3 protein-coding genes are annotated in these 2,337 nt (G+C 65.8%); all 3 read right to left on the reverse strand.

Annotated features, from left to right (window positions below; genetic code table 11):
* Positions 1 to 4 precede the first annotated feature (4 nt).
* Entirely contained in the window at positions 5 to 1,015 is a 1,011-nt protein-coding gene (locus tag AAGI46_16895; protein MEM1013885.1) for a DHH family phosphoesterase, read from the reverse strand.
* Positions 1,016 to 1,218: 203 nt separating this feature from the next.
* A complete protein-coding gene (locus AAGI46_16900) occupies positions 1,219 to 1,647 on the reverse strand; it encodes a hypothetical protein (protein ID MEM1013886.1) in 429 nt (142 codons plus the stop codon).
* Between the two features lie 296 nt (positions 1,648 to 1,943).
* On the reverse strand, positions 1,944 to 2,337 hold a 394-nt coding region (locus tag AAGI46_16905; GenBank protein ID MEM1013887.1), incomplete at its 5' end, for an ATP-dependent metalloprotease.

Genomic DNA, 2,337 nt, shown 5'->3' on the forward strand with positions numbered 1-2,337 from the left:
CCGGTCAGAGGAGTTGAAAAACGGCCTCGGCGACGCGCTCGCGGACGGTGTCGATGTCGCCCTCGACGCGGGCACCGGCAGCCCTGGCGTGGCCGCCGCCGCCGAAGGGTTGGAGCAGGGCGGCGCAGTCGACTTGGCCTTTGCTGCGCAGGCTGACCTTGATCGCCTGCTTGCCGGTCGGATCGGGCGTGAGCGGTTCGCCGACGAGCAGGGAGACGGCGACGGACGCGATTTTCATCGGCTCGTTGATGAGGTCTTCCGAGTCCTGGGCCTCGGCGTCGGCGGCCTGGTAGTCGGAGCGTCGCAGCGTCATCACGGCCAGGCGATCGTCGTGCCGGAGGTCGAGCGACGACAGGCCTTTGGCGAAGAGCTGGATTTTTTGCGGGCGTTCGCTGCGGTAGAGCCGGGCCATGAGCGCGTCCGGGTCGGCCCCGGCGGCGACGCATTCGCCAGCCAGCTGGAACGTGCGGGCGGACGCGTTGGAGTAGCCGAACCAGCCGGTGTCGGTCGCCATCGCCGCGAACAGCGCGACGGCCATCGGCTCGTCGATGGAGACGTCGAGCGTGTGGATCAGCCGCATCGCCACCTCGGCCGCGGCGCCGGCGGTGGTGTCGACGAGGTGCCGGTCGGGCCAGTCCTCCTGGGTCAGGTGGTGATCGAGGACGAGCTTGCGTCCATCGAAGGCCTCGACGGTCTCGCGTAGGCTGGGCAGCTGCGACCACGTGCCGGTATCGCAGACGAGCAGCGTGTCGACACCGTCGAAGTGGGGTGCGGGTGGTACACCTTGTTGCATGACTTGGTGGGGCACGCCGTGATAGAGGAAGGCGTACTTCTCGGGGATTTCGCTCAGGACGAGGCAGGACGCGTCGAAACCGAGCGACGCGAGTGCGCGCTGCAACGCCGCGGTCGTGCCAAGTGCGTCCCCGTCGGGTCGGACGTGTGTCGTTAGCAGAACGCGTTTCGAGCCGCGAAGTTCATCAGCAAACGCACTTACTTCGACGTCGGACGGAGTCATGGAAGAGGGTACGGAGCAGCGTCGAGACGAAGTCGTTCGTGGTGACGGAGCCGTGGGCAGAGCGAAGCGTCGCCCCGGGGCGGGGTTAGACGCTGCATCGAGACCAGACCATGGACGACGCTTCGCTCTGTCCGATGCTTCGGGGGGAGACCGTGTTTCGAGCGTGTCGAGTGTCGGAGCTTTGTGCCTGGAGCGCTCGAGCCTCACGCGTCCGGGAGGTCGACGAGACCCGGTCCGCGAGTGAGCGAAGTCAAAGCGAACGTCACCGTCGTGACCGCAGCAAATCCGGCTGCAATGACGTAGAGACCAGACGCGTGGTCGAGCTGCGTGGTTGCTGACGTCGCGACGCACGCTGAAAAGGCAGCAGTAGCTGCGAGCAGCAGCGGAACTCGGATGACGCGTCGTCGGACGATGCACGAGGTGACCAGCGTCACGAGAGCGATCACGAGCCAGACGGCATCGCCGCGGAGGAGGGCGGCGAGTTGGGCGTTGAAGTCCGACTGAGCCGGCCGCAGCACGGCGGCCGAGCCGTAGAGGGCGGCGGCGAACATCGCGATCGCCGGCAACGCCAGCACCACGCCGAGGCGGCGCGCCTTGAGGTCGCGAATCGGGTCGGATGGTGTGTCGATCATCGAATCGTCCAATGACGTCGCGTCGCTAGGGCCGCGCCGTCATCCTGAGCGAGCGTAGCGAGTCGAAGGACCTCGCTTGCCATTTGACCGCAGAACCGGGCGAGGTCCCTCGGCTTCGCTCGGGATGACGGACAGAGTTCTGGTGCCACTGCATCATTGCAGTGCTTCGTCCCGACCACTGCAAGAATGCAGTGGCATCGGAGCGGTTGAAATGATGACTGCACTCAAGAGAGAACCGCGACCTGTAAGGTCGCGGCTACCCGAAGTGGTTTTCACATCCACGCGATCCGAGCACCTCACCCCGGTGACGGAACCGGACCGGTGCCGACCTGGACGTCGGGGTCGTCTTCGTTGCCGGGGGCGATGACGGTCCCGCGGCGGGGGGTGTCGGGGGTCTTGCCGCGTTCCTGGTCGAGCAGGTCGCTGACGGTCGGCTTGGTGACCTTTTCGCCCTTCATGATCCGGTCGATGTCGGCCGAGTCGAGGGTTTCGTGCTTGATGAGGGCTCGGGCGACCTCGTCGACCTTGTCGCGGTTGTCTTCGAGCAGCTGGACGGTCTCGGTGAAGAGGCTGTCGATGAGCTTCTTGACCTCTTCGTCGATGATCTGCTGGGTTTCTTCGGAGTAGGCCTTGGTGCCGCCGAGGTCGAAGCCCTGCATGCCGTTCTCTTCCTCGCCGTAGAAGACGAAG

Source organism: Planctomycetota bacterium, from assembly GCA_038746835.1.
In the GTDB taxonomy this organism is placed as follows: domain Bacteria; phylum Planctomycetota; class Phycisphaerae; order Tepidisphaerales; family Tepidisphaeraceae; genus JBCDKH01.

What these genes read in the sequence shown, in the direction of transcription:
- AAGI46_16895 (MEM1013885.1), bottom strand. Translation starts at nt 1,015, where the DNA reads ATGACTCCGTCCGACGTCGAAGTAAGTGCGTTTGCTGATGAACTTCGC.
- AAGI46_16900 (MEM1013886.1), bottom strand. Translation starts at nt 1,647, where the DNA reads ATGATCGACACACCATCCGACCCGATTCGCGACCTCAAGGCGCGCCGC.